We start from the raw sequence: 24,049 nt of genomic DNA, 5'->3' as shown, positions 1-24,049 counted from the left end.
CGGGTGATCCGCAAGCCGATCGTGACGCGTGACTCAACCGAAATGTGGACACGCCGCGTTTCTTGCTCACCTTCATCGGTGCAGATGCGTACCGTGCGCCGCGACGAGGGTCGCCCACACGGAGGAACGATGGCGGACAGCAAGCACGTCGGGAGGCACCGGCTCGGCTCGCCGGGGCTGGTGCACTGCCTGGTTCACCACTCCGTGGCGACGGCCCTGGAGGATTACCGGCGGACGTGGCTGAGCACCCTGCTGGTCCCGGCGAAGCACAGCTTCGCCGGGCTCCGCCGCAAGGCCCGCGCGGCCGCGCTCGAACGCATCTGGGTCCCCGCCGTCGGCGTCGCCACCGTGCGGCCGGTCACGGCGCAGGCCGCCTGACAGGCTCTGCTCAGCGGCCCGTTTCGCGCGTCTCGATCACGATCTCCGACGACAGCGTCCGGTGCACCGGGCACTTGTCGGCGATCAGCATGAGCTTGGCGCGCTGGTCGTCGTCGAGGTCGCCGGCCAGCTCGATCTCGCGGGTGATGCGGCTGAGCATCCCGTGCTCGGTCTCGCACTTCTCGCAGTCCTCGGCGTGGATCCGCTCGTGCCGCAGCCGGATCGTCGCGGCGGCCAGCGGGATGCCCTTGCGGTCGGCGTACATCCGCAGCGTGATCGCGGTGCACGACCCCAGCGACGCGAGCAGCAGCTCGTACGGGTTCGGGCCGGCGTCGGCCCCGCCGACGGACACCGGCTCGTCGACCAGCAGCGTGTGCCCCGCCGTGCTGACCTGCTGCGTGTAGGTGCCGTCGCCGGTCGCGGTGACGACGACGGTGCCGGGCTCGGGGTGCTCCATCCGGTTCAGTCCTCCCAGGGTGAGTCCAAGATCGTGGTGACGAAGTCCTGCCGCTCGAAGCCTGGCACGAACCGGGCCAGCACATCGGCTTTGACGTTCCCGAACGCCGTGTCGGGCCGGTCACGGATGCCGTCGGTGAACGCGGCGAGGATGCGGCGCTTGAAGTCCGGCCGCGGGTGCGCGGCGACGATCGCGGCACGGTCCCGCGCGGGCAGGTCGTGGTAGCCGATGCCGAGGACGTCGTACTCGACCCCCGCGGTGACCAGCGCGATCTCCGGTTCCATGTGCTCGGGGATGCCGGGGGTGGTGTGCAGCGCGATGGCCGTCCAGGCGATCCGGGCCCGTTCCGCGTCGACGCCGTGGCCGAGCAGGAAGCGCCGGGCTTCGTCGGCGCCGTCGAGCTCGAAGCGGCGATCGGTGCGGTGGCGCTCGACCAGGCCGAGGTCGTGGAACAGGGCCGCGACGTAGAGCAGTTCGGCGTCGAAGGCGAGGTCGCGGCGCCGGCCCTGCAGCGCGCCGAACAGGTAGACGCGCGAGGAGTGGTCGTACAGGAGCGGGCCGGCGGTGTCGCGTACGAGCTCGGCGGCTTCGCGGGCCAGCGCGGTGTCGGGGACGGTGATGGTGTCTGTCATCGGAAGCCCTTTCGTCGGTGCTTCCGACGCTGCCAGGGTTCGCCGCGGCCCGACCGGTGCCCATCGGACGGGAATGCCGCACATCCGGACATCCGGCGCATTCCCAAGACGCTGCGGATATCGTATCTTTTGCTGCGGGTGAGTAACCCGAACGCCGTCGTGCGCGGCTGCTGCGAAGGGGGTGCGCCGTGGCCACCAGGCACGTCTCGATGCGCCCCGTCGAACAGGGACACCGCGAGCGCTACCTCGACGCGGCGCTGTCGGTGCTGTTCGACCGCGGCGTCACGGCCCTCACGGTGCGCGGCGTGGCCGAGGCCGCCGGCGCGTCGACGATCTCGGTGTACGCCCGCTTCGGCGGCCGCGACGGCCTGCTCGACGCCCTGTACGAGCGCACGTTCGACTCGCTGCGCGAGATGCTGGAGGCGCTGCCGCCGGAGGGTCCCGACGGCTTCGCGGACCTGCTCGACCTGGCGATGGCGTACCGGCGTTTCGCCCGCGAAAGCCCCGCGCGCTACGCGTTGATGTTCGAGCGCCCGATCCCGGGGTTCGACCCCGACCCGGCGTTGCGCTCGGCCGTGGTGCGCACGACGTTCGGCCTGTTCATCGACCGGGTCCAGCGGATCAGCCCCCCGGCCGTCGACGCCCGAACGGCGGCGTACCACCTGTGGACGGCGATGCACGGCCTGGTCGGCGCGGAGCTGATGCTCGCCTCCCGGACGGCGCTGCCGGAGTGGTTCATCCCGCCGACGGACGAGGCGAACGCGGAGGTCTACCGCCGCGGCGTCACAGCGATGACGACCGGCTTGGGCCTGCGCAACCACTGACGTCACGACCGCGGCCGGCGAGCCGGCTGACGGGTCCCGGTCCAGCGGATGGCACGAGACTGCTCGAACCGGCGGACGGCTCGTGTGTCCGGACCCGCGACCCGCGTGATCGGAGCCGGAACTCGCGTGATCAGGACCGGGACCCGCGTGACTCAGGTCGCGACCCGCGTGATCAGAGCCGGGACTCGCGTACTCGGGCCGTCACCCGCGTGATTGGGGCCGTGACTCGCGTGATCCGGGGCGTGACTCGCGGAACCCCGGGTCAGGCCCGGAACGCAGCGAACCCCGGGCCGTTTCCGGACCGGGGTTCGCTGGGGTTTCAGCTCAGAGAGCTAGTGCTCACGCACCGCCGGAGAGCTTCTCGCGGAGAGCCGCGAGCTGCTCGTCGGAGGCGAGGGTGCCACCGCTGCTCTTCGTGTCGGCCGGGGCCGAACCCGAGGTGTAGCTTTCCGCGCCACCCTCGATGCCGGTCGCCGCGTCGGCGGCGGCTTCCGCGTCGGCCTCGACGGCCTTCACGACCTGCTTCATGTGGGCCTCGTAACGAGTGTGGGCCTCGGCGTACTGACGCTCCCACTCCTCACGCTGCTTGTCGAAGCCTTCCTGCCACTCCTGCGTGTCCGGGTCGAAGCCCTCGGGGTAGATGTAGTTGCCCTCGGGGTCGTACTCGGCGGCCATGCCGTACTGGGTCGGGTCGAACTCGGTGTCCGGCGTGACACCCTCGTTCGCCTGCTTCAGCGACAGCGAGATGCGACGGCGCTCGAGGTCGATGTCGATGACCTTGACCATGACGTCGCCGTTGACCTGGACGACCTGCTCCGGGATCTCCACGTGGCGCTCGGCCAGCTCGGAGATGTGGACCAAGCCCTCGATGCCCTCTTCGACGCGCACGAACGCACCGAACGGAACCAGCTTCGTGACCTTGCCCGGCACGATCTGACCGATCGCGTGGGTGCGGGCGAACTGGCGCCACGGGTCTTCCTGGGTCGCCTTCAGCGACAGCGAGACGCGCTCGCGGTCCATGTCGACGTCCAGGACCTCGACCGTGACCTCCTGGCCGACCTCGACGACCTCGGACGGGTGGTCGATGTGCTTCCAGGACAGCTCGGAAACGTGCACCAGGCCGTCGACGCCACCCAGGTCCACGAAGGCACCGAAGTTGACGATGGACGACACGACGCCCTTGCGGACCTGGCCCTTGGCGAGCGCGTTGAGGAACTCGCTGCGCACCTCGGACTGGGTCTGCTCGAGGTAGGCGCGGCGGGACAGGACCACGTTGTTGCGGTTCTTGTCCAGCTCGATGATCTTCGCCTCGAGCTCGCGGCCCACGTAGGGCTGCAGGTCGCGGACGCGGCGCATCTCGACCAGCGACGCGGGCAGGAAGCCGCGCAGGCCGATGTCCAGGATGAGGCCGCCCTTGACGACCTCGATGACGGTGCCCTTGACGGGCTCGTCCTTCTCCTTGAGCTCCTCGATCGTGCCCCAGGCGCGCTCGTACTGCGCGCGCTTCTTGGACAGGATCAGACGGCCTTCCTTGTCCTCCTTCTGGAGGACCAGGGCTTCGACCTCATCGCCGACGGTGACAACCTCAGCCGGGTCGACATCGTGCTTGATGGAGAGCTCACGCGAGGGGATGACGCCCTCGGTCTTGTAGCCGATGTCGAGCAGGACCTCGTCGCGGTCGACCTTGACGATGGTGCCTTCGACGATGTCGCCATCGTTGAAGTACTTGATCGTCTTGTCGATAGCCGCAAGAAAGTCTTCCTCCGACCCGATGTCGTTGATGGCGACCTGAGGGGCCGCGTTCGGGGCGGTCGGGGCGGTGACGGTGTCGATGGTCATTAGGCGGGTTGCTCCGGTGGATGGGAATCGAGGGTTGGCAGTTGTCGGCGCGATGGGCTGTTGGGAGCATGCGACGACCCTGCGAGCAAACGTCCACCAGTGAACGACCGCGGCATGACCCGCAAACGGTGCGCGACCCGAGCCCGAGACGAAGCTGAGCGGAAGGCAGCGCGAACCCACTGCGCTAACACTGATCCTACGCGGCAGTCGCTAGGCGGCACAATCAGGGTCCCCCGGCGATCGCTAAGGTCCTCGCGAAGGCAAATCGCAGGCTGGAGGACGCGGGTGGAGCAGGCAGCAGGGCAGCCGCCGGCGGCCGGGACCGGAGACACCATCATGCCACCGAACGAGCCCGCCGCGCCGGGGCGCCACGACGCCGCCGAGCACCGGCTGGGCACGACCGCCGTCGCCTACCGCGAGGTCGGCGGGCCGGAGGCCGCGGCCGCGAACCTCGCCTGGTGGGACGCCGACGCCGACGACTACCAGGCCGAGCACGGCGGGTTCCTCGGCGACGCCGACTTCGTCTGGTGCCCGGAGGGCGTGCGGGAAGACGAGGCGCGGCTGCTCGGCGACGTCCGCGGCAAGCGCGTGCTGGAGGTCGGCTGCGGCCAGGCAGCGTGCGCGCGCTGGCTGCGCGCCCAGGGCGCCGACGCCGTCGCGACCGATCTCTCCGCCGGCATGCTGCGCCACGCCCAGGCCGGCAACGCGCGCACCGGCGTCGCCGTGCCGCTCGTGCAGGCCAACGCCGAGTACCTGCCGCTCGCCTCCGGCAGCTTCGACGCGGCCTGCTCCGCGTTCGGCGCGATCCCGTTCGTGGCGTCGGTGGACGCGGTGTTCGCCGAGGTCCACCGGGTGCTGCGGCCCGGCGCGCCGTGGGTGTTCTCGGTGACGCACCCGATGCGGTGGATCTTCCCGGACGACCCGGGCCCGCAGGGGCTCACCGTCACCCAGCCGTACTTCGACCGCACGCCCTACGTCGAGGTCGACGACGACGGCACCGCCACCTACGTCGAGTACCACCACACGCTCGGCGACTACGTGCGCGCGCTGGCCTCCGCCGGGTTCACCCTCACCGACCTGGTCGAGCCGGAGTGGCCGGCGGGGCACACGCGGCCGTGGGGCCAGTGGAGCCCGCTGCGCGGCCGGCTGTTCCCGGGCACCGCGATCTTCCGCACGCACCGCTCGTGACGTCCCTCGAAGACCAGCAGAACGCGCGGTTCGCCGCGCTCGACCCGCAGCTGCCGCCGATCGCGGCCCCGCCCATGACGAGCGAGCCGCTGCTGGTGACCGTGGGCGGCCGGAAGGCGGGCGGCCTGCTGACGCACGCCGTGCACGCGCCGGCGTCGTGGCCCGCGCTGTGGGGTCCGGCGGAGATCCACGAGCTGACCGCGGTGCCGGGCGAGACCGGCGCGGCGGGTCTCGCGGCGCTGCTGGGCGCGTGGCGCGAGCGGCTGCGCGGGTCGGGCAGCGGGCCGGACTCGGGCTGCATGCTGACCTGGCCGAGCCGGGACGACGAGGCGTCCGCCGTCCTGCTGGCGCACGGCTTCGCGCCGATGACCTGCCTGGCCGTCCGGCCCGTCGAGCCGCCGCCGGACCCGGGCCCGGCGCGGGTGCGCGTCCGGCGGGCCGGCAGCGGCGACGTCGAGGCGCTCACCGAGCTGCGGCTGGCCGAGTGGCGGTACACGTCGCTGGTCGGCACCGCCGTGCCGCGGCCGGACGCGCGGGCCCGGCTGCGCGCGGAGGTCGTCCGGGCGCAGCGGTTCAGCGGCCTGGCCTGGCTGGCCGAGGACGAGGGCGTGCCGGCCGGGATGGCCGCCTGCGCCCTGACCTCGCCGGCGCCGGGCGACAGCATCCACGGCCGGCTGCTCCCGGGGCTCTGGGGCTACGTCGACACGCTGTCGGTGGCGCCCGCGGCGCGCGACGGCGGCGTCGGCCGGGCGCTGATGGCGGCGGCCCATCGCACCCTGCTCTCGTACGAGGTGCGCGGTACCTTTCTCTTCTACCACCCGGCGAACCCGCTCTCCCCGGTGTTCTGGCACCGGCAGGGTTATCGTCCACTGTGGACGATGTGGATCCGGCGACCGGCCTGGTCCTGACCGACGACCAGAGGGGAACCATGGACATCGCCGAGCCGCTGCTCGTTGCCCACAAGGCACGCTTCGCGGCCGTCGACGCGCTGCTGCCGCCCGCCGCGCCGCCCGCCGAGGGCCTGCGGCTGGACGCGGCGACGGCGGACGGCACCCAGGTCACCGGCGTGCTGCAGCGGCACCGGCTGGGCCCCGGCGACGCGGCGACGCTGTGGTCGGCCGCCGACACCTGGCAGCTGTTCCCCTACCTGGGCGACACCGGCACCGAGGGCGCCGACCTGCTCCTGCGCGCGCTGAAGGGGCACCTCGAGAGCGAGGCGACCGGCGCCGACTCGGCGTGCGTGGTCGTCTGGCCCAGCCGGGACGCCGAGGCGATCCGCGCCTTCCTCGACCACGGCCTGGTCCCGCTCGGCGCGCTGGGCGTGCGGACCGCTCCCCCGGCCGCGCCGGACCCCGCGGCGACCGTCCGCCGGGCCGGGCCCGCCGACTTCGCCGTGGCGCTGGAGCTGGCGACAGCGACGTTCGACTACACCGGCCTGGTCGCCGCGCCCCGCCGCGCGAACACCGCCGGCCTGCTGGCGCCCGCCCTGCGCGAGGCCCTCGACGCCGAAGAACCGCTGGTCTGGCTGGCCGAGGACGACGGCGAGGTGCGCGCGATGGCGCACTGCGCGTGGGTCGAGGCGACCCCCGGCGGCGCGGCGGCCGAGCTGCTACCGCCGGGGCGCTGGGGTTACGTGAACAACGTCGTGACCGCGCCCGGCGAGCGGGGCGGCGGCGTCGGCCGGGCGCTGATGGCCCGCGTCCACCGGGAGCTGCACGCGGGCGGCGCGACCGGCACGTACCTCTACTACAACCCGACCAACCCGCTGGCCTCGGTGTTCTGGCACCGGCAGGGCTATCGTCCACTGTGGACGACGTGGGAGGTGCGGCCGGCGGCCGCGCTGCGGTGAGTCACCCACTGGTGTGACGTGCGTCCGGTGATCTTGCTCCACACCCCGGCGAGGGCTAGCTTTTGAACTGACCGGTCAGTTCAAAAGTCTTCCACGCTGGAGTCCCCGTGCAGGTCCGAGCCGATCGGGTGTCCCTCGAAGGGCACCACGGCACCTTGTTACCGCCCACCTCGCTGACCGTCGGCGAGGGCGACCTGGCGATCGTGCACGGCGAACCCGGCGTCGGCGTCACCGCGTTCGGCCTGGCGCTGGCCGGGCGGCTCAAGCCGAGCACCGGCACGGTCACGGTCGACGGCTCGGACGCCGGTCTGCCCGCGCTCGTCGCGGTCGTCGACGCGCCCGAGGTCAGCGAGCCGGACGACGCGCTGCCCCTGCGCGTGGTCGTCGGCGAGGAGCTGGCCCTGGCCCACCGCCCGGCGGGCAAGGAGGACGTCGCCCGCTGGCTCACCGAGCACGACGCGGCGCCCTACGCCGGCACCCGGTTCGAGAACCTCACCCCCGCCCTGCGCACCCGGCTGCTCACCGAGCTGGCCGCGGCGCGCAAGGGCGTGCGCGTCCTCGTGCTCGACACCCCCGACCGGCACACCAGCGACGTCGACAGCTGGGCCGGACTGGCCCGCGAGCAGGCCGGACGCGGCCTCGCCGTGGTCGTGCTGACCGCCACGACGCCGGCGTCCGCGCTGCCCTTCACCCCCGCGCGCATCGGCTCGGCCGAGCAGCCGGAGCCGCAGCACTGCCTTCCCGAACTCCCCCAGCCCACCGAAGAGCTCCCTGTGAGCACTGACGGAGTCTCCGAATGAACGCCTTCCGGATCGCCCGCAACGAACTGCGGCGGCTGTCCACCGGCACGATGCCCAAGCTGGCGCTGGTCGCGCTCGTGCTGGTGCCGCTGCTCTACGCGTCCTTCTACCTCTACGCGAACTACGACCCGTACGGCCGGCTGGACAAGCTGCCCGCCGCCGTCTTCACCAGCGACATGGGCGCGCAGGACTCCACCGGGCAGCAGCGCAACGTCGGCCGTGAGGTGACCGACGAGCTGGTCAAGTCCGGCACCTTCCAGTGGCACGAGGTGTCGGAGCAGGACGCCCGCGACGGCGTCCGCGACGACAAGTACTCCTTCGCGATCGGCATCCCGAGCGGGTTCTCCGCCGCGCTGCTGTCGGTGGGCAACTTCCAGCCGCAGCAGGCGACGATCACGCTGACCACCAACGACGCCAACAACTACCTGTCCGGGACGATCGCGAAGCAGGTCGCCGAGCAGGTGCGCAAGACGATCGCGGAGAAGGTCGGCAGCGAGGCCGCGGACCGGTTCCTGGTCGGCTTCTCCACGATCTACGGGAAGATCCAGGAAGCGTCGACCGGCGCGTCGCAGCTCGCGGACGGCGCTTCGCAGCTGAAGTCCGGCCAGCAGCAGCTCGCGAGCGGCGCGGCCCAGCTCGCCGACGGCTCCTCGACGCTCGCCACCGGCCTCGGCACGCTCAAGAGCAGCACCGCGGATCTGCCGTCCCAGACGCAGAAACTCGCCGACGGCGCCTCGCAGGTGGCCGCCGGGGACCAGAAGGTCGCCGACGCCGCGTCCGTCGCCGCGACCGCGTCGTCCGACATCCAGGGCAAGCTCGACAGCTACCGCACGCAGCTGCAGACCGATCTCCGCAACGCCGGGGTGCCGGAGGAGCAGGTCACGGCGATCCTCGCCAAGGCCGATCAGCTGCGCTCCCCCGTCGACCAGGCCAACAGCAAGATCCAGCAGGCCAACGGGGATCTCGCGAAGCTGGCCGACGGCGCCAAGCAGGTGTCCGACGGCGCGGCCAAGCTCGCCGCCGCGTCGCCGCAGCTGGCGAACGGCATCGCGCAGGCGTCCGACGGCGCGAACCAGCTCAAGGACGGCGCCGCCAAGCTCAACGACGGCGAGAAGACCGCGGTCACCGGCACGAACCAGCTCGCCGACGGCGCGGTGAAGCTGCGTGACGGGCTTTCGGCCGGGCTCAAGGAGATCCCGAACCCGGACGACCCGACCCGCGCGGCGACGGCCAACACCATCGCGGACCCGGTGGCGGTCAACGCCAACGGCGAGGCGTCGGCCGGGACGTACGGCGCGGGCCTGGCGCCGTTCTTCATCTCGCTGGCCACCTGGATCGGCGCGTTCGTGCTGTTCCTGATCCTGCGCCCGCTCTCGACACGCGCGCTGACCGCGGGCGCGTCACCGTTCCGGGTCGCCGTGGGCGGCTGGCTGTCCTCGGCGCTGCTCGGCATCGCGCAGGTGATCGTCCTGTTCGGCGCGGTGACGTGGCTGGTCGGCATCCACATCGCGCACCCGCTGGGCGCGATCGGGTTCGCGGTGCTGGTGTCGCTGACGTTCACCTCGGTGGTGCACGCGCTCAACGCGTTCTTCGGCGCGGTCGGCAAGTTCCTCGGCCTGGTGCTGCTGGTGCTGCAACTGGTCAGCGCGGGCGGCACGTTCCCGTGGCAGACCATCCCGGACGCCTTGTACCCGCTGCACGTCGTGCTGCCGATGGGGTACGCGATCGACGGCTTCCGGCACCTGTTCTACAGTGGCGCCACCGTGCAGATCCTCGGCGACATCGGCGTGCTGCTGGCCTACCTGGCCGGCGGGATCCTGGTGTCCACGCTGGCCGCGCGCAAACGCCGGGTCTGGACGGTGTCGGCGCTCAAGCCCGAGCTGAGCCTGTGAGCGGCGGGACCAAGCAAAAGCTCTTCGAGGCCACACTGCGGCTCGCGAAGAGCCGGGGCCTGGTGGGCCTCACCGTCGACGACATCGCCGCCGAGGCGGGCGTCGCGAAGGGCACCGTCTACTACAACTTCGGTTCGAAGGACGGTCTGGTCGACGGCCTCCTGCGCTACGGCGTCGACACGCTGGCCGGACGGCTGCGCGACGCGGTTTCGGATGCGGACCCGCTCGACGTGATCGAGGCGCAGGTCGACGTGACGCTGGAGTTCATCGCCCGGTATCCGGGATTTTCGCAGATCCTGGTGAGCGAGCTGTGGCGCACACCCGGCCAGTGGCACGGCACGCTTTCCTTGCTGCGCGAGGAAATCATCTCGATCGTGAAGAGCCAGCTCTCCCGCTTGGAGGAAGCCGGGAGGCTGCCGGAGGGAGTCCAGATCCCGACGGCGGCGGCCGGGCTGTTCGGCACGATGCTGGTGGTCGCGCTGGACTGGCAGGTGTTCGGCCCGGAGCGGACACGGGCGGAGGTCCGGGACGCGGTGATGGTGCTGATCCGCGGCCTGGGCCGCAAGTAGCCGGCGCTTTCATCGCCGGCCGCGGGGCGCGCCCCCCGTCTTCCACTTTACCGTCCGGCACCGACGGTTCTGCCGCCCCGACGGCGCCCGAAAGCCGTGAAGGCCTCCTTACCGGCCGTAAGAGCCGGTAAGGAGGCCTTCACGGCTTTTCCTTGCGCCGAGCGGAAAGCGGGCGGTCAGCGGTCTTCGATGCGGGCGCGGACCGCGGCCGCGTACGTGTCGACCGCGGTGGCCGCCGCCGTGAGTTCGCAGGGGCCGTCGATCAGCAGGCGCTTCGCCGGGACGTAGACCTGCTCCAGTTCCGGGTCGGTCGCGACGCCGTGTTCGCGGGCCAGTTCGTTGTCGCCGGCCAGGCGGGCGCGCAGTTCCTCGCGGCGGGCGACCAGGCCGTCGAGAACCGCGCGCTGGCGGCGACCGTCCTCGACCGCCGGGGCGACCGCGTGCTCGTGGCCGTCGATGTGGCGCTCGACCCACTCGGCGTCGCCGTCGACCTCGGCCGAGCGGAGCTGCTTGAGCGTGCCGCGCAGCCGGTGGGCTCGCGCGGGCAGCATCGCGACGCCGGTGAAGCGCGTCGCCACCCGCAGCTGGTAGGCCTCGATCTCGGCGAGCTCCTCGACGGCCTGGGTGAGGACGTCCAGGCGGCCGGCGAGGTCGTCGGTCGCCGGGCGGGCCCGCTCCGTGCTCGCCCGCACCGCCGCCACGCCGGGCGAGGACTCCTCGCGGAAGCCCAGCAGCAGGCGGATGCCGAGCTCGGCCGCGCGGCCGGCGAGCGGGCCGAGCACCTCGCCGACGAGCCGGTCCGGTTCGGCGGAGTCGTCGATCGCGTCGACGACGAGCGTGCGGCCGGCGACGCCGCCGATGAGCCGTTCTTCGATGCGGTGGCGGACGGCGTCGGCGGTGCGGCCGGTCGCGTCCACCGCGAGGTCGACGCTGCCGGCCGGGGGCATCTGGCCGAGCGCCGGCGGCAGCCCGGGGACGCCGAGCGAGCGTTCGCGGTCGGCCAGCACGATGCCGAAGCGCAGCGCCGCCGCGACCGGCGAGCCGGCCTCGCCGGTGTCGACGACCCAGACGGTGCCGGGCTCGGCCTTGGCGAACCAGTCGACGACGCGCTGCACGAAGGAGACGTCGACGGTTTCGCCGACGGGGCGGGAAAAACTGGCGTCGACGGCGGGGCCGCCGGAGGTCCAGATGCTCAGCTGCGGCAGGTGCCCGAGCATGGTCTCGACGGGGATCATCCAGGTCCCGGTGTCCTTGCCGACGACCATGCCGACGACGTGCCCGGTCGCTTCGTCGAGCACCGCGGTGCCGCCGAACCCGGGGCCGAGCGACTCGGCCTCGGCCGTGCGCAGCAACCGGATCCATTCGCCGCCCGGGCCGCCGGGGTGTTCGGCGCCGCCGAGGCGGGCGTGGGTCCAGCGGCCGACCGAGCCGGGCGGGAAACCGAAGGCGCGCACGAGCTGGTGCTCCCCGAGCGGCATCCGGTGCAGCGGCGCGCGGAACACGCGGGACTCGGGACGTTCGAGGCGCAGCAGGGCGAGGTCGCCACGGCCACCGCCGTCGGAGGGCACCCAGCACCCTTCGACGACGGTGGCCGTGCCGGGCAACGCCTCGGCCAGGCCGACGAAGTCGACGCTCAACGCGGATCGCGCGCCGCCGGCGGTCTCGACGACGTGCGCGCTGGTGAGGACGTGGTACTCGTCGAGTACCGTGCCCGCGCCGCACAGCCGGCCGAGTTCGTCGTGCAGCCGGACCCGCCAGCGTCGTCGCTCACGCTCGAACCCCATTCGGCGGACCCTACGCCGTGATCGGCTCGCGTCGGCGCGGGACCCGCTACCCAGCAGTAACACCTGCGCCGGACGGCATCCGCCATTCGGCGCAGCGGCGTCCCGGTGAGCGGATCACACGCGGCCGAAAACCCAGCTGCCCGGGGCGGCGGGGTTGTCGCCCGCCCAGAACTCCAGCCAGTGCCCGGTGAACTCCTCGCGGGAGAGCCGGCCGTCACCGTCGAGGTCGAGGTGGGCGAAGACCTCGTCGGTCGGGGTTTCGGTGCCGTTCCAGGCTTCGATCAGCTGCCGGTACTCGGCCGCGGAGATGGCGCCGTCGCCGTTTTCGTCGACGGCTTCGAACATCGCGTCGGCGGTGCCGGTGACCGCGGCGGGTGTCTTGGGCAGGTCGTCGACGACGTCGAGGACCTCGTCGAGGGTGACCTTGCCGTCGCGGTCCCGGTCCGACGCCGCGAGCAGCGTGCCCCACCAGCCCATCATGATGGCGGCGAGCTTCTGCCCTTCGGCCGTGCTGTCGTCGGTGCCGCGCAGGTCGAGCCATCTCGTGGTGAGCGCCCGGAAATCGGACTCGGTGAGGTAGCCGTCGGCGTCGGCGTCCATCGCGCCGAAGACGCCGGAGATCTTGCGACGCTGGAAATCGGTGGCCATGGTGGTCCTTTCGGCCGGGCCCGGTGGGCCGTTCGGGCCACCCAGCTTCGTCCGGCGGACCGGCGCGCGGCGCCGTCCGGCCGAGTAGTCCCGCCCCACGACCCGGTGATTCCAACGGCGACGCAGCGTAGGCGACGTCACCCGGACGTGGACGAACCCCGCACCGGACGGTGCGGGGTTCGCCGGGGAACGTCAGTGCGCGGCGTCGTTCCAGGACCGGCCGTAGCCGACCGAAACCTCCAGTGGCACCGCGAGCTCGTAGGCCGAACCCATGCCGTGGCGCACGAGCTTCTCCAGCTCCTCGCGCTCGCCCTCGGCGACCTCGAGCACGAGCTCGTCGTGCACCTGCAGCAGGATCCGGCTCTCGAGCTTCGCCTTGACCAGCTCGCGGTGGACGTTGAGCATCGCGACCTTGATGATGTCGGCCGCGCTGCCCTGGATCGGGGCGTTGAGCGCCATCCGCTCGGCCATCTCGCGGCGCTGGCGGTTGTCGCTGTTGAGGTCCGGCAGGTAGCGGCGGCGGCCGAAGACCGTCTCGGTGTAGCCGTTCTTCGCCGCGATGCCGACGACCGAGTGGAGGTAGTCGCGCACGCCGCCGAAGCGGTCGAAGTACGCCTCCATCTGGGACTTGGCGTCGTCGGTCGAGATCCGCAGCTGCGCCGAAAGCCCGTAGGCCGACAGCCCGTACGCGAGGCCGTACGACATCGCCTTGACGCGGTAGCGCAGCTCCGGCGTGATCTCCTCCGGCGGCAGCGAGAACGCCCGCGACGCGACGAACGTGTGCAGGTCCTCGCCGCTGTTGAAGGCCTCGATGAGGCCGGCGTCCTGCGAGAGGTGCGCCATGATCCGCATCTCGATCTGGCTGTAGTCCGCGGTCATCAGCTCGCTGTACCCCGCGCCGACGACGAACGCGTCGCGGATGCGGCGGCCTTCCTCGGTGCGGACCGGGATGTTCTGCAGGTTCGGTTCGGTCGACGACAGCCGCCCGGTGGCCGCGATCGTCTGCAGCAGCGTGGTGTGGATGCGGCCGTCGTCGGCGACGGACTTGATGAGCCCCTCGACCGTCGTGCGCAGCTTCGTCGCGTCCCGGTGCTCCAGCATGTGCTGCAGGAACGGGTGCTCGGTCTTCTCGAACAGCCCCTGCAGCGCCTCGGCGTCGGTCGTATAGCCGGTCTTGGTGCGCTTGGTCTTCGGCATGCCGAGCTCGTCGAACAGCACGACCTGCAGCTGCTTCGGCGAACCGAGGTTGATCTGCTTGCCGATGACCTCGTACGCGGCTTCGGCGGCCTGCGTGACGCGGCTCAGGTAGTGCGCCTCGAGCGTGGTCAGCTGCTCCAGGTCGACGGCGACCCCGGCGACCTCCAGCGCGGTGATCACCTCCAGCAGCGGCAGCTCCAGCTCGGCCAGCAGCTTCGCGCCGCCGATCTCGTCGAGCTCCTTGTCGAGCGCGCCGGCCAGCTCGAAGACGGCCCGCGCCTTGACGAGCTCCTCCTGGATCTCCTTCTGCTCCAAGCCTTCGGCGCCGCCGTCGAGCAGCGACAGCTGCCCGTCGCCGCCGTCGGTCTCCGAGCGCAGCTCGCGGTGCAGGTAGCGCAGCGCGAGGTCGTCCAGGTCGAACGTGCGCTGCCCCGGCCGCACCAGGTACGCAGCCAGCGCGGTGTCCATCGCGAGCCCGGCGAGCGCCCAGCCGCGGGCGTGGATCGCGTGCAGCGCGACCTTGAGGTCGTGGCCCGTCTTGCGGATCTTCGGGTCGGCGAACCAGGCGGCGAGCGCCGCGTCGTCGGCCTGGTCCATCGCCGTGACGTCGACGTAGGCGCCTTCGCCGTCGGCCGTCGCGAAGGCGACCGCGCGCAGGTCGGAGCGGACCGAGGTGCCCATGGTGCGGAAGGACAGCGCCACCGGCTCGGCCGGGCCCGCGTGCGCGGTGAGCCAGGCCGCCAGCGCGCCGGGGGCCAGCGCGTCACCCGAGACCTCGAACCCTTCGTCGGCCTCGGGTTCGGCGCTCTGCAGGGTCGCGAACAGCCGGTCCCGCAGCACGCGGAACTCCAGCTCGTCGAACAGCGCGTGCACGGCCTCGCGGTCCCACGGGCGCAGCTCCAGCCCGCCCGGGCCGATCTCCAGCTCGACGTCGCGGATCAGCTCGGTCAGCTGGCGGTTCAGCTGCACCGAGCTGAGGTTCGCCCTGAGGGCCTCCCCCGCTTTGCCTTTTACTTCGTCCACCCGGTCGATCAGGTCGTCGAGCGAGCCGAACTGCTTGATCCACTTGGCCGCGGTCTTCTCGCCGACGCCGGGGATGTTCGGCAGGTTGTCGGAGGGGTCGCCGCGCAGCGCCGCGAAGTCCGGGTACTGCCGCGGGGTGAGCCCGTACTTCTCCTCGACGGCCTCCGGGGTGAACCGGGTCATCTCCGAGACGCCGCGCTTCGGGTAGAGCACGGTGACGTGCTCGGTGACCAGCTGCAGCGCGTCGCGGTCGCCGGTACAGATGAGGACGTCGAAGTCCTCGGCCGTGGCCTGCGTCGTGAGCGTGGCGATGATGTCGTCGGCTTCGTAGTTCTCCTTCGTCAGCGAAGGGATGCCGAGCACGTCCAGGACCTCACGGACCAGGTCGACCTGGCCGCGGAACTCGTCCGGCGTCGCGCTGCGGTTCGCCTTGTAGTCGGCGAAGGTCTCCGACCGGAACGTCTTGCGCGAGAGGTCGAACGCCACCGCGAGGTGGGTCGGCGCTTCGTCGCGCAGGAGGTTGATGAGCATCGACGTGAACCCGAAGACCGCGTTCGTGACCTGCCCGGTCTTGGTCCTGAAGTTCTCGGCGGGCAGCGCGAAGAACGCGCGGTAGGCCATCGAATGGCCGTCGATCAGCAGCAGCTTCGGCCGCTCCGCGACTGCAGTGGTTCCTGTGGCGTTGGCAACGGTCGTCTTCTCACTCGGGCTCACGTGCCCGAGTCTAGGCTGGGGGTACGACACTCTTTGGAACAAGGCATCATCGCCATGTTGGCGACGACCCTTACGTGTCGCATAGGAACAGGAGCATTGAGTGACGGAACGACCCGCCCCCATCGACGTGGACCGGTTGGCGGGCATCGACCCGGCGGCGGCCGACCAGCAGCTGAACGACAAGGTCGGGATGCAGCTCATCGAGGTGACGCCCGAGCGCGTGGTCGGCACGATCCCGGTCGAGGGCAACCTCCAGCCGTACGGCCTGCTGCACGGCGGCGCCAACGCCGTGCTCGCCGAGGCGCTGGGCTCCACGGTCGCCGCGCTGAACGCCGGCCCCGGCCGCGCCGCGATGGGGCTCGAGCTGTCCTGCACCCACCACCGGGCCGTCCGCTCGGGCAAGGTCACCGGGGTGGCGACGCCGCTGCACGTCGGCCGCGGCACCATCACCACCGAGATCGTCCTGACCGACGACGAGGGCCGCCGCACCTGCACCGCCCGGCTCACCTGCGTCGTCCGGGACCGCCCGCCGGGCTCCTGAGCCGTGGACCTCGACATCGCCCAGGTGCGGGCGTTCACCGTCACCGCGGAGCTGCGGCACTTCGGCCGCGCCGCGCAGGCGCTGTTCCTCACGCAGCAGGCGCTGTCGAAGCGGATCCGGAAGCTCGAAGACGCCCTGGCGGTGCCGCTGTTCCTGCGCACCAACCGGTCGGTCGAGCTGACCGCCGACGGCGAGCGGTTCCTCCCGCACGCGCTCGAGCTGCTGCGGGTGGCCGACGCCGCGGTCGCCGCGATGGGCGCCGACGACCGGCCGCTGCGCCTGGACGTCGTCGACTTCCGGCTCGCCCCGATGTTCCTGCTGCGCCGGCTCGCCGAGCGCGACCCGGCGCTGCGGATCGACCGGATCGCCGGCGGCGGGTTCGCGCACGCCGTCGAACCGCTGCTGTCCGGGGAGCTGGACGTCGCGGTCGGCCGGGTCACCGGGTTCGGCAAGCCGCTGCCGGACGAGCTGGAGCACCGGCCGATCCGGCTGGAGCCGCTGGTCGCGCTGCTCGCCCCGGAACACCCGCTGGCCGTGCTGGACGTGCTGCCCCTCGACGAGCTGCGCGCCGACGGGATCTGGCTGCCGGGGCACGGCGGGGCCGCCGAATGGCAGTCGTACGTGGCCGAGCTGTGCGGCACGTTCGGCGTGCCGATCGACGACTCCGGCGTCAGCTACGACCTGCGGCACACCCTCGAGCAGACGCGCTACGGCAAGCGGCGCGTCACCCTCGCCGGGGCGGACATGGAGCTGGCGCCCGACCTCGACCTGAAGGTGCTGCCGTTCGAGCCGTCGCCGCTGTTCCCGTGGTCGCTGGTCTGGCGGCGCGGGAAGGCGCGCCCGGCGCTGCGGCGGCTGCTGACGCTGGCCTGGCGCACCGGCCGCGAAGAGGACTGGTGCGCCTACGACCCCGACCGCGCCTGGCTGCCGGAAGGCGACCTCAGCGTCGCAACCGCGGACCGAACCACGCGCTGAACGCGGCGTCGACCCGGGCCGCGTCCGCGGTCTGCGGCGCGGCGTCGAGCCCCGGCGCTTCGGCGAACTCGTGCCCCATCCCCTCGATCGTCACCAGCTCGGCCCGGTCGCCGAGCCGGTCCCGCAGGGCCGCGGCGGGCTCGCGGACCGCGATGTCGTCGGCCGACCCGGCCACGATCAGCAGCGGCGCCGAGAGCTCGGCGGCCCGCCTGACGTAGTCGTGGTGCGCCGCGACCGCGTGGGACCGCGCGCTCCACGGGTAGCTGACGTCGTAGAGCCGCTCGTTGCGCCCGATGACCGGCGCCAGCTGGGCGACCGGGCTCACGATCGCGCCGGCGGCGACGTCGGCGTCTCCCCGGGCGAGCACCTCCAGCGCCACCAGCGAGCCGGCCGAGCCGCCGAAGACGCCCAGCGGGCCGTCCGCGCCCGGCAGCCGGTCGCGCAGTGCGGCGAGCGCCGCCGGGAACTCCCCCGCGGCCTGGTCGGTCACCGGCTCGAAGACGTTGAGGACGGCGTCCTCGCTCGCCAGCCGGAAGAGCTCGGCAGGCCCGCCTTCGGGCAGCCGCGCGCCGGTGAGCGGGAGCCCGAAGTACACCCGCCAGGCCTGCAGTCCCGCCATCGGCAGCGCCGCCGCCAGCGCGCGCTCGCTCGCGGGCGGCTCCATCAGGTGCCAGCCGGCCAGCAGCGCCGCCGGCGCGGCCGGGTCCGCCGGCGGCAACGCCACGAACGGCACCCCCGCCGCGACCCCTTCGACGACTTCGAGCTCCGCGATCCGCATCTGTTCTCCCTTGTTCCGCTGGTCTGCGCCCAGCGAACCGCGGGACGCCCGCGTGGGTCCAACAGCCTTTCCGGCGTCGACGACAACCGGTGGTTGTGACAGGAGTTCCCGGGCGGGAAGCCTTTCGGGCAGACCTGCGGCGGGGGCGGTGCGCCGGGCCGGGCGAACCGGACGTAAGGTGCACCCCGGCGACGGCGCCCGGCCCGCGCGGGGCCACGGCGGATCTCGCCCGGGAAACCGGCCACGCACCGGCCCGGGAAATGGGCGACGACATACGGCGGAAACACGGCCGTCATCCATTCGTCCGGTGGACGTGGATAGTTGACTTCTCTGCGTGACCAGCACGACCTTGAAGCGAAACGTTGTTCGGCTTTTCGTGCAATTCGTGTCGGTTGCGATCGTCACGATGTGGACACAGAGTAGTGAGGCCGCCTGTGCACATGACGGGCGAGAGGGATATCTTCCTGCCCTAACCTAGCCCCTGTGTCGGGGGCAACGCCTACCGGCGGTGGTTGGTCATGGGAGGTAGTCGGTGTCAGGAGTGCGTTTTGGACGGGTCCTCGCCCTCGCGGCGGCGACGTCGCTTGCGCTGGCGGGCTGTGCCGGCGGCAGCAGCTCGTCGGGCAGCGGTGACGGCAGCACGCTGAAGATCGGGTTCATGGGCGACCTGACCGGGGAGAACTCCGGGATCGTGATCCCGCCCAACAACGGCGCCAAGCTCGCGATCGACGAGTACAACGCCACGAATCCTTCGGTGAAGCTCGAGCTGAAGAACTACGACAGCCAGGGCAAGCCGGAGCAGGCCACCTCGCTGGTGCAGACCGCGATCGGCACGGACAAGATCACCGCGCTGATCGGCCCGGCCTTCTCCGGTGAGTCGAAGGCCGTCGGCGGCGTCCTCGAGCAGGGCAAGGTCCCGAGCGTGTCGCCGTCGGCGACCAACCCGGGTCTCGCCGCGAACGGCTGGAAGTACTGGCACCGCGTCGTCGCGAACGACAACGACCAGGGCCCCGGTATCGCGAACTTCCTCATCACGGCGAAGTCGCCGAAGAACGCGTACGTCCTCTCGGACGACCAGGAGTACAGCGTCGGCCTGGCCGACGCGTTCGAGAAGACCTTCAAGGACAAGGGCATCACGACCGAGCGCGACAAGTTCGCCAAGGACGCGTCGGACTACTCCTCGACCGTCCAGAAGGTCAAGGCGGCCAACCCGGACGTCATCACCTACGGCGGTTACTACGCCCAGGCCGGCCGGCTGCTCAAGCAGCTCCGCGACGGCGGCGTGAAGGCCGTCTTCGCCACCGGTGACGGTTCGCTCGACCCGCAGCTGGTCTCGGGCGCGGGTGCCGCGGCCGCCGAAGGCGCCGTCGTCGGCTGCCCCTGCAACATCCCCGACGCGGGTGCCCCGGGCAACGACTTCGCCACCAAGTACAAGGCGAAGTTCAACGTCGACCCGGCGATCTACGCGACCGAGGGCTACGACGCCGCGACCGCCATCATCAACGCGGTCAAGGCGGGCAACACCACCGGCGAGAAGATCAACGACTTCCTGAAGACCGAGGACTTCAAGGGCGCGTCGAAGCAGATCAAGTTCAAGGACAACGGCGAGCCGCAGACCAACGCGATCTACGTGTACCAGGTCGTGGGCGGGGTCATCAAGAACCTCGGCGCCTCGACCGAAGCCAAGATCACCGGCTGACGGAGCAGTAGAAACACCTAACGGGAGCGGGGGCGCTGTGGTCGGCCACAGCACCCCCGCTCTCCGCCAATGTGGCGACCATCCTCGCCCCGTCAGGTAAGGCAACTACGTCATGTTCCAAGATCTGCAGAGCCAGTTTCTGGGCAGCACCATCGGCGGCCTGGTAGCCGGCTCCATCTACGCGCTCATCGCCCTGGGCTACACGATGGTCTACGGCGTGCTGCGGCTGATCAACTTCGCGCACTCCGAAATCTTCATGATCGGGACGATGACGTCCCTGTTCATCCTCATCACGATCGCGCCGGCGGCGCCGTTCACGATCTTCTCGATGATCGGCATCCTGGTCCTGCTCATCGTCGTCTCGGCGCTCGTGTCGGGCGGTTCGGCGATCGTGCTGGAGCAGGTCGCCTACCGGCCGCTGCGCAAGAAGGGCGCGACCCGGCTCGCCGCCCTGATCTCGGCCATCGGTGCGTCGCTGTTCCTGCAGGAGCTGTTCGCGCTCATCGTCATCCCGGACGTCTTCGGCAAGTCCGGCCGCGTGCAGCAGTCCGCGCCCCGGTTCATCCCGCACGAGGAACTGTTCCGCATCGGCAACGGCGTCGTGCGCACCGACCACGTCTTCGTCATCATCGGCGCGGTCATCGTGATGGTCGTGCTCGACCAGCTGGTGCGCCGCACCCGGATCGGCCGCGGTATCCGCGCCACCGCGCAGGACCCCGAGGCCGCCGTCCTGATGGGCGTGAGCATCGACCGGATCGTCCGCATCACCTTCCTGCTCGGCGGGGCCATGGCCGGCGTCGCCGCCGCCCTGTTCGTCATGGAATACGAGAACACCGACTACCGCATCGGGTTCCTGCTCGGCATCAAGGCGTTCACCGCCGCCGTGCTCGGCGGTATCGGCAACCTGCGCGGCGCCCTGCTGGGCGGGATCGTGCTGGGCCTGGTCGAGAACTGGAGCTCCATCTTCCTGGGCTCGGCCTGGAAGGACGTCACCGCTTTCGTGATCCTGGTGCTCGTGCTCATGTTCCGGCCCACCGGCATTCTCGGTGAATCGCTGCAGCGGGCACGCGTATGAAAGGCGACGAAGTGGTAGACGGAAACGAATCGCCGGCCCGCCGGGGGTTCCACCCGATCGACGGCACCCGGGACTGGTGGGCCGACGCGCCCCAGTGGCAGCGCTACGGCGTCTACCTGCTGGTGATCGTGTTCGCGCTGATCCTGCCCGCGCCGTGGATCGGCTCGTTCATGTCCCCGGACTCGGACTGGACGACTGTCCTGATCTTCCCGATCGGGACGTACATCCTGCTGGCGGTCGGCCTCAACATCGTGGTCGGCCACGCCGGCATGCTGGACCTCGGGTACGTCGCGTTCTTCGCGATCGGCGCCTACACGTGGGCGGCGATCGGCACGAAGTACGGCTGGTCGTTCTGGCCCACGGTGGTGCTCGGCATCTTCCTGGCCTCGGTGTCCGGCGTCATCCTCGGCGCCCCGACACTACGGCTACGGGGTGACTACCTGGCCATCGTCACCCTGGGCTTCGGCGAGATCGTCCGGATCACCGCGAACAACACCGACGCCATCGGCGGCGCGCGCGGCATCACGAACGTCCCGCACCCGGAGCCGCTGTTCGGCATGGAGTTCTTCCTCGACCCGGCGCCGTACTACTACCTGATGCTGTTCGCGATCGTGCTCGTCGTCGTCTTCTCGATCCGGCTCAACAAGAGCCGCGTCGGGCGGGCGTGGGCGGCGATCCGCGAGGACGAGGACGCGGCCGAGCTGATGGGCGTGCCGACGTTCAAGTTTAAGCTGCTCGCCTTCGCCATCGGCGCCATGATCGGTGGCTTCGCCGGCACGATCTACGCGAGCAAGGCGGTCTTCGTCGAGCCGAACAACTTCCCGTTCATCCTGTCCGCGACCATCCTGGCCGCGGTCGTGCTGGGCGGGGCGGGCAACCTGCCGGGCGTCATCCTCGGCGCGTTCGTCGTCGCGTGGCTGCCCGAGCGGTTCCGGGACTTCGCCGACTACCGCATCTTCGTCTTCGGCGCCGTGCTGGTGCTGATGATGGCGCTGCGGCCGGAAGGCATCCTGCCGTCCCGGCAGCGGAAGGCCGAACTACGGGAAGGAACCGGCGGCATGGGCGCGATGGGTGCCGAAGTGGCCGGCCCCGACTCCGAGGCCTCGGCGGAGGTGACCAAGTGAGCCCCTTGCTCCAGTTCGACAACGTGACCATGCGGTTCGGCGGCGTCACCGCCCTGCGCGAGGTCAACATCAGCATCAACGAGGGCGAGATCTTCGCCCTCATCGGCCCGAACGGCGCCGGCAAGACCACGGTGTTCAACGTGGTCACCGGCGTCTACTCGCCGACCGAGGGCGAGGTCCGCTTCGACGGCGATCGCATCGACGGCATGAAGCGGTTCAAGGTCGCCAAGCGCGGCGTCGCCCGGACGTTCCAGAACATCCGGCTGTTCCACAACATGTCGGCGCTGGAGAACGTCATGGTGGGCGCGGACGCGCACCACAAGACGGGCGCGATCGGCGCGGTGCTCGGCCTGCCGACGCACCGCAAGGAAGAGAAGCACGGCCGGGACCGGGCGCGTGAGCTGCTCGACTTCGTCGGCATCGGCCGGGTCGAGCACCACGTCGCGAAGAACCTCTCCTACGGCGACCAGCGCCGGCTGGAGATCGCGCGGGCGCTCGCGACCGACCCGAAGCTGCTGCTGCTCGACGAACCGGCCGCGGGGATGAACCCGGCGGAGAAGATCGCCCTGCAGGAGCTGATCCGCAAGATCCGCGACGACGGCCGCACCGTGCTGCTGATCGAGCACGACATGGGCCTGGTCATGCACATCAGCGACCGGCTGGCCGTGCTGGACTTCGGCCAGAAGATCGCAGAAGGGCTGCCGCACGAGGTGCAGAACAACCAGAAGGTGATCGAGGCGTATCTGGGGGTGTCCGAAGATGCTTCTTGAGGTCGAGGACATCAACGTCCACTACGGGAAGATCGCCGCCCTCAAGGGCATGAGCATCCAGGTCGACGAGGGTGAGATCGTCTCCCTCATCGGCGCCAACGGCGCCGGCAAGACCACGACGCTCAAGACGATCTCCGGCCTCCGTCCGCTGACCAGCGGCCGGATCGTGTTCAACGGCCAGGACATCTCGAAGACCCCGGGGCACAAGCGCGTGCTGCTCGGGATCGGCCAGTCGCCGGAAGGCCGGGGCGTGTTCCCCGGCATGACGGTGCAGGAGAACCTCCTGATGGGTGCCTACACCCGCAAGGACGAGCTCCAGGGCGACCTCGACGAGGTCTACGAGCTGTTCCCCCGGCTCAACGAGCGCAAGACGCAGTTCGGCGGCACGATGTCGGGCGGCGAGCAGCAGATGATCGCCATCGGCCGCGCGCTGATGACGAAGCCCAAGGTGCTGCTGCTCGACGAGCCGTCGATGGGCCTGGCGCCGATGCTGATCGCGCAGATCTTCGACATCATCCGCGAGATCAACAAGCGCGGCACCACGGTGCTGCTGGTCGAGCAGAACGCCCAGCAGGCGCTGAAGCTGTCGGACCGCGCGTACGTGCTCGAGACGGGCCGTGTGGTCCAGAGCGCCCGCGGGGCCGACCTGCTGAACGACCCGAAGGTGCGGGCCGCCTACCTCGGTGGCGACCTCGGCGTCTGACAGCTGTTCCGAGAAGGGCCCGGTCTTCGCGACCGGGCCCTTTCTCATAGCTTGATCTCAGTGCCGTTGACGTTCTTCATGTCGGTGATGGTGGGGCCGCCGAAGGCCCTGACGCTCACCGGCTTCCGGTCCTTCGGGATGTCCCAGTAGAGGTCGAACTCGACGCGCACGCTGTGCCCGAGGTCGAACTGGGCGGGCTGGCGCTTGATCAGCATGGCCTGCTCGTCCGGCGGGTGGGTGGTGCCCTGGTCGTCGACGAGCAGCTGGCGCATCGTGTCGAACAGGACGCTCGAGGTGCCGGTGTTGGTCACGACGAGCCGCAGCCGCACGTACTGGCCCTTGGCGGGCATCTCGGTGTGGCTGCCGGTGATGCTGGGCAGCCCCGCGGCGAAGCCGATCAGGTCGAACTCGGTGTCGCCGTTCTTCGCGGGCGGCACTTTGAGCGCGGTCTCGTCGGGCCGCACCTGACGCGGCGGCAGCTCGTAGGTCGTCGGCGCGGGGGCGCTCGGTTCGGCGGCGGTGCAGCCCGCCGTCAGTCCCAGCACCAGCACCAGTCCCAGGACGGCGAAGGCCGGCAGGCGGAGTTTCAC

General features: G+C 71.0%; 23 protein-coding genes. 15 read left to right on the top strand and 8 right to left on the bottom strand.

Annotation, left to right across the window (positions count from 1 at the left end):
- Nucleotides 1–129: 129 nt before the first annotated feature.
- Entirely contained in the window at nucleotides 130–378 is a 249-nt protein-coding gene (locus OG570_RS26910) for a hypothetical protein (RefSeq protein ID WP_247054187.1), read from the top strand.
- A gap of 10 nt (nucleotides 379–388) precedes the next feature.
- Here OG570_RS26910 and OG570_RS26905 read toward each other — a convergent pair whose 3' ends face one another.
- Entirely contained in the window at nucleotides 389–835 is a 447-nt protein-coding gene (locus tag OG570_RS26905) for an OsmC family protein (RefSeq protein ID WP_326952008.1), read from the bottom strand.
- A gap of 5 nt (nucleotides 836–840) precedes the next feature.
- Entirely contained in the window at nucleotides 841–1,467 is a 627-nt protein-coding gene (locus tag OG570_RS26900) for an HD domain-containing protein (protein WP_326952007.1), read from the bottom strand.
- Nucleotides 1,468–1,676: 209 nt separating this feature from the next.
- On the opposite strand from OG570_RS26900, the gene OG570_RS26895 reads away from it, so the two are divergent.
- Entirely contained in the window at nucleotides 1,677–2,291 is a 615-nt protein-coding gene (locus OG570_RS26895) for a TetR/AcrR family transcriptional regulator (protein ID WP_326960169.1), read from the top strand.
- Nucleotides 2,292–2,630: 339 nt separating this feature from the next.
- Here the strand turns inward: OG570_RS26895 and rpsA are convergent, their stop codons facing one another.
- A complete protein-coding gene (rpsA, locus tag OG570_RS26890) occupies nucleotides 2,631–4,130 on the bottom strand; it encodes a 30S ribosomal protein S1 (protein WP_326951245.1) in 1,500 nt (499 codons plus the stop codon).
- A 336-nt stretch (nucleotides 4,131–4,466) separates the two neighbouring features.
- On the opposite strand from rpsA, the gene OG570_RS26885 reads away from it, so the two are divergent.
- From OG570_RS26885 to OG570_RS26860, 6 genes are all read left to right on the top strand, one after another.
- Entirely contained in the window at nucleotides 4,467–5,318 is an 852-nt protein-coding gene (locus tag OG570_RS26885) for a class I SAM-dependent methyltransferase (RefSeq protein WP_326952006.1), read from the top strand.
- A complete protein-coding gene (locus OG570_RS26880) occupies nucleotides 5,315–6,226 on the top strand; it encodes a GNAT family N-acetyltransferase (RefSeq protein WP_326952005.1) in 912 nt (303 codons plus the stop codon). Before OG570_RS26885 ends, OG570_RS26880 begins: the two co-directional genes overlap by 4 nt.
- A gap of 20 nt (nucleotides 6,227–6,246) precedes the next feature.
- Nucleotides 6,247–7,167 carry a GNAT family N-acetyltransferase gene (locus tag OG570_RS26875; protein ID WP_326960167.1) on the top strand — a complete coding sequence of 307 codons (921 nt, stop codon included), beginning with the start codon at nucleotides 6,247–6,249 and terminating at the stop codon, nucleotides 7,165–7,167.
- Between the two features lie 107 nt (nucleotides 7,168–7,274).
- On the top strand, nucleotides 7,275–7,967 hold the full coding sequence (locus tag OG570_RS26870; RefSeq protein WP_326952004.1) for an ABC transporter ATP-binding protein: 693 nt from the start codon (nucleotides 7,275–7,277) through the stop codon (nucleotides 7,965–7,967).
- Nucleotides 7,964–9,859 (top strand): YhgE/Pip domain-containing protein, encoded by a 1,896-nt coding sequence (locus OG570_RS26865; RefSeq protein WP_326952003.1) that lies wholly within the window; start codon nucleotides 7,964–7,966, stop codon nucleotides 9,857–9,859. Before OG570_RS26870 ends, OG570_RS26865 begins: the two co-directional genes overlap by 4 nt.
- The gene (locus OG570_RS26860) at nucleotides 9,856–10,428 is read left to right on the top strand and encodes a TetR/AcrR family transcriptional regulator (protein WP_326951249.1); all 573 of its coding nucleotides are present in this window, start codon (nucleotides 9,856–9,858) and stop codon (nucleotides 10,426–10,428) included. Before OG570_RS26865 ends, OG570_RS26860 begins: the two co-directional genes overlap by 4 nt.
- A 176-nt stretch (nucleotides 10,429–10,604) precedes the next feature.
- Here the strand turns inward: OG570_RS26860 and OG570_RS26855 are convergent, their stop codons facing one another.
- The 3 genes from OG570_RS26855 to polA all read right to left on the bottom strand — a co-directional run bounded on the left by OG570_RS26855 (nucleotide 10,605) and on the right by polA (nucleotide 15,794).
- Entirely contained in the window at nucleotides 10,605–12,212 is a 1,608-nt protein-coding gene (locus tag OG570_RS26855) for a S1 family peptidase (RefSeq protein ID WP_326952002.1), read from the bottom strand.
- 114 nt (nucleotides 12,213–12,326) lie between these two features.
- The gene (locus tag OG570_RS26850; protein WP_326952001.1) at nucleotides 12,327–12,860 is read right to left on the bottom strand and encodes an EF-hand domain-containing protein; all 534 of its coding nucleotides are present in this window, start codon (nucleotides 12,858–12,860) and stop codon (nucleotides 12,327–12,329) included.
- A 192-nt stretch (nucleotides 12,861–13,052) separates the two neighbouring features.
- Nucleotides 13,053–15,794 carry a DNA polymerase I gene (polA, locus tag OG570_RS26845; protein ID WP_326952000.1) on the bottom strand — a complete coding sequence of 914 codons (2,742 nt, stop codon included), beginning with the start codon at nucleotides 15,792–15,794 and terminating at the stop codon, nucleotides 13,053–13,055.
- 100 nt (nucleotides 15,795–15,894) lie between these two features.
- On the opposite strand from polA, the gene OG570_RS26840 reads away from it, so the two are divergent.
- Nucleotides 15,895–16,335, top strand: coding sequence for a PaaI family thioesterase (locus OG570_RS26840; RefSeq protein WP_326951253.1), 441 nt, complete (start codon nucleotides 15,895–15,897; stop codon nucleotides 16,333–16,335).
- Between the two features lie 3 nt (nucleotides 16,336–16,338).
- Nucleotides 16,339–17,310, top strand: a complete 972-nt coding sequence (locus OG570_RS26835) for a LysR family transcriptional regulator (RefSeq protein ID WP_326951999.1) — start codon at nucleotides 16,339–16,341, stop codon at nucleotides 17,308–17,310.
- Here the strand turns inward: OG570_RS26835 and OG570_RS26830 are convergent.
- On the bottom strand, nucleotides 17,276–18,088 hold the full coding sequence (locus OG570_RS26830; protein WP_326951998.1) for an alpha/beta hydrolase family protein: 813 nt from the start codon (nucleotides 18,086–18,088) through the stop codon (nucleotides 17,276–17,278). The two genes, OG570_RS26835 and OG570_RS26830, sit on opposite strands and share 35 nt — an antisense overlap.
- A 541-nt stretch (nucleotides 18,089–18,629) precedes the next feature.
- Between OG570_RS26830 and OG570_RS26825 the strand changes: the two genes are divergently transcribed.
- The 5 genes from OG570_RS26825 to OG570_RS26805 all read left to right on the top strand — a co-directional run bounded on the left by OG570_RS26825 (nucleotide 18,630) and on the right by OG570_RS26805 (nucleotide 23,459).
- Nucleotides 18,630–19,787: a branched-chain amino acid ABC transporter substrate-binding protein gene (locus OG570_RS26825; RefSeq protein ID WP_326951256.1), complete on the top strand. Its 1,158-nt coding sequence runs from the start codon at nucleotides 18,630–18,632 to the stop codon at nucleotides 19,785–19,787.
- 112 nt (nucleotides 19,788–19,899) lie between these two features.
- Entirely contained in the window at nucleotides 19,900–20,862 is a 963-nt protein-coding gene (locus tag OG570_RS26820; protein WP_326951997.1) for a branched-chain amino acid ABC transporter permease, read from the top strand.
- Nucleotides 20,859–21,986, top strand: coding sequence for a branched-chain amino acid ABC transporter permease (locus OG570_RS26815; RefSeq protein WP_326951258.1), 1,128 nt, complete (start codon nucleotides 20,859–20,861; stop codon nucleotides 21,984–21,986). The genes OG570_RS26820 and OG570_RS26815 overlap by 4 nt, the downstream gene beginning before the upstream one ends.
- The gene (locus OG570_RS26810) at nucleotides 21,983–22,756 is read left to right on the top strand and encodes an ABC transporter ATP-binding protein (RefSeq protein ID WP_326951259.1); all 774 of its coding nucleotides are present in this window, start codon (nucleotides 21,983–21,985) and stop codon (nucleotides 22,754–22,756) included. The genes OG570_RS26815 and OG570_RS26810 overlap by 4 nt, the downstream gene beginning before the upstream one ends.
- The gene (locus OG570_RS26805) at nucleotides 22,746–23,459 is read left to right on the top strand and encodes an ABC transporter ATP-binding protein (protein ID WP_247054225.1); all 714 of its coding nucleotides are present in this window, start codon (nucleotides 22,746–22,748) and stop codon (nucleotides 23,457–23,459) included. The genes OG570_RS26810 and OG570_RS26805 overlap by 11 nt, the downstream gene beginning before the upstream one ends.
- Before the next feature lie 44 nt (nucleotides 23,460–23,503).
- On the opposite strand, the gene OG570_RS26800 is transcribed toward OG570_RS26805, so the two are convergent.
- Nucleotides 23,504–24,049 carry a DUF4352 domain-containing protein gene (locus OG570_RS26800; RefSeq protein ID WP_326951996.1) on the bottom strand — a complete coding sequence of 182 codons (546 nt, stop codon included), beginning with the start codon at nucleotides 24,047–24,049 and terminating at the stop codon, nucleotides 23,504–23,506.

Source organism: Amycolatopsis sp. NBC_01286 (assembly GCF_035982555.1).
Lineage (GTDB): Bacteria > Actinomycetota > Actinomycetes > Mycobacteriales > Pseudonocardiaceae > Amycolatopsis.
Note: the sequence above shows the minus strand (reverse complement) of the source record. Positions and strands in the feature narration are given on the sequence as shown.